This is a genomic window from SAR324 cluster bacterium (assembly GCA_029245725.1).
Taxonomy (GTDB): Bacteria; SAR324; SAR324; order SAR324; family NAC60-12; genus JCVI-SCAAA005.
The window spans coordinates 1-2,362 of sequence record JAQWOT010000291.1; the positions used below are offsets into that span (position 1 = coordinate 1).

General features: G+C 45.1%; 4 protein-coding genes. 3 read left to right on the plus strand and 1 reads right to left on the minus strand.

Annotated elements, in window-relative coordinates; all coding sequences use genetic code 11:
• The 3 genes from P8O70_15690 to fdhD all read left to right on the plus strand — a co-directional run.
• The coding region (locus P8O70_15690) for a glycogen/starch/alpha-glucan phosphorylase (protein ID MDG2198284.1) at positions 1-578 on the plus strand (578 nt) is incomplete at its 5' end.
• Positions 579-588: 10 nt separating this feature from the next.
• Entirely contained in the window at positions 589-1,155 is a 567-nt protein-coding gene (locus P8O70_15695; protein ID MDG2198285.1) for a hypothetical protein, read from the plus strand.
• 52 nt (positions 1,156-1,207) lie between these two features.
• Positions 1,208-2,038, plus strand: coding sequence for a formate dehydrogenase accessory sulfurtransferase FdhD (gene fdhD / locus P8O70_15700; GenBank protein ID MDG2198286.1), 831 nt, complete (start codon positions 1,208-1,210; stop codon positions 2,036-2,038).
• A 48-nt stretch (positions 2,039-2,086) separates the two neighbouring features.
• Here fdhD and P8O70_15705 read toward each other — a convergent pair.
• Positions 2,087-2,362: TOBE domain-containing protein (locus tag P8O70_15705; protein MDG2198287.1), on the minus strand; the 276-nt coding region annotated here is incomplete at its 5' end.

Here is a 2,362-nt window from a genome sequence, read left to right on the forward strand (position 1 = left end):
TATTTGTAACCAATTATGGTGTGTCCAGCTCGGAAGAGATCATCGCGGCCAGCGAGGTCTCAGAACATATTTCTACAGCAGGGACAGAGGCTTCGGGTACCAGTAACATGAAATTTTCTTTAAACGGCTGCATCCTACTCGGGACCCACGATGGTGCGACAATCGAAATTGGAGAGGAAGTTGGATCAGAGAATATCTTTACCTTTGGGATGAAGGCGAATGATGTTCAGCATTTGAGAGCAAATGAATATGATCCTCAGCAGATCTATAATGAAAATCCCCGAGTACAGAATGTACTAGATCTTGTTGGATCTGGTTTTTTCAATCCCCAAGAGCCTCAACGTTATCGGGATCTTATCGATTCTCTGATTTATAATGATCATTACTTACTTCTTGCAGATTTTGATGCTTACTCTGCTTGTCAAGAGTTAGTTGGAAAAACTTATCAAGATGTTCCTACCTGGACTCAGATGTCGATTGCAAATACTGCCAAAGTTGGCAAATTTTCAAGTGATCGTACGATCAGGGAATATGCAACCCAGATTTGGAATGTCCACCCCTTACTTCATGGAAGATGATTAACTGGCAATGAAGTTAAATTTATTAAGATTTTGTTGGGGCCTGATCCTTTTGGGGTTGCTCCCCACAAATGTTATCGCACAGAACTCAGTCCAACCTGAGCTTTACAACTATCAAACGTTTGGCAATCGTGGCAGTTCCTACACTAGCGTTGCTACTGGTGTGGGAATTTACATGATGGACCGAGAGGACGGTGGTCCACAAAGATATCTGCAAAGTTTAGTGCTGTTTGTTCCGCGGGCCAGTCTGGGTACTGACAGCAAACTTGGAGATCATTTCCTTTTATCATCTGGCCAAGGTCTGGAGATAGTTCTTCATGACCAATGGCGGGACCCTGTAGGGAAAGGAGCCCAAATTTCACTCAGGCATTTGAGATGGAATGCGGCTGCCAAAGCGGAGAATAAAAAGGGAGAACCGGCTTCGACGACCATTTTTCACATGGGTTGGAGTGGCTCTATGGAGGCAATCCCAACGAATTTGGTATGGTTTGTTGGTTTAGATGTCGCCCAGTTGTTTCTTCCAGGGACTAGCTATGGTGAAATCCAAGGTGCAGTTGGTCTTCGCCTAAACTGGTGACCTAAGAAATTCCATATTTCTCATTTTCATTTCAATTCATCTCTCCAAATCTGTGAAGTCGATCCGTGAGTTCAAAGTCAAAGTCCTGCAAAAGGATGGCTCTAGAAACTCCCTTCTTGATGCTGTTGCCGTTGAAGAACCTCTTGAAATCAGGTTGTCTGTTGATGGCTTTACGCTTCGGGTAGCTACAACGATGCGTACCCCAGGTAATGACAAAGAATTGGCTCTTGGATTCCTTTGGTCAGAAGGATTAATTAGGGACATAGAGTCGATTCAGTCAGTGAAAAGATCGTCAGACCCCAGGCTGGAAGTTTCAGAAAATGTAATTGTTGTGGAACTATCTGCAGGAACTCGAGTTGCCTGGAGCCGCCTGAATCGAAGAACAGCTGTGCAATCTAGCTGTGGAATTTGCGGGCGTCAGTCTCTACAAAGCCTCAAAAATTTTGAAATAAGTCAACCTAGGGGAGCTCCCTGGCCAGGGGATCTATCTCTAGGGACTTTTTTGGAGCAGCTCTCTAGCTCACAAAATATGTTTCGAAGTACTGGAGGTGTCCACGCCTCAGGACTTTTCCATTACGATGGGAATTTGATTTGTTTGAGAGAGGATGTTGGTCGGCACAACGCACTTGATAAAGTTGTTGGCTGGAGTCTGGATAAGAAATTCGTTCCTGCTGAGGATGCGATTTTGTTGGTGAGTGGCAGAATCAGCTTCGAGTTGGTGCAGAAGGCACTTCTAGCGGGAATCCCAAACTTAGTCGGAATTGGAGCCCCAAGCTCCCTTGCAATAGAATTAGCTGAAGAATTTGATCTGACCTTGCTTGGATTTCTGCGAGAAAACTCTGTGAACGTTTACTCTGGTGACTGGCGCATTAGTCGATTGTAACTTAACATTCAGAATTGATTTGATAAACGAGTTAGCTCTGCCTAAGGCTCACTCTGATAGAACTAGAGTATCTTCAGGAGCCCACCCAATCCAAAGTCCCTCGCCTTTTTTTGGACGGATGGAACTTCGGCTGAGGTTCGTGAGTGTTGCACATAAAAAAGGACCCGCATCCGTCTTCAGGTACACATGGCTCTCACTTCCATGGTAAACGACCGCATCGACTTCCCCAGGGAAAGAAAAGTAAGAAGACGGAAGAATCTCGCTTGAGATTCTAAGCTTCTCTGGGCGAACGGCGAGGTGAAGCTTACTACTCACTCTCTCAAA

What these genes read in the sequence shown, in the direction of transcription:
- P8O70_15695 (MDG2198285.1), top strand. Translation starts at nt 589, where the DNA reads ATGAAGTTAAATTTATTAAGATTTTGTTGGGGCCTGATCCTTTTGGGG.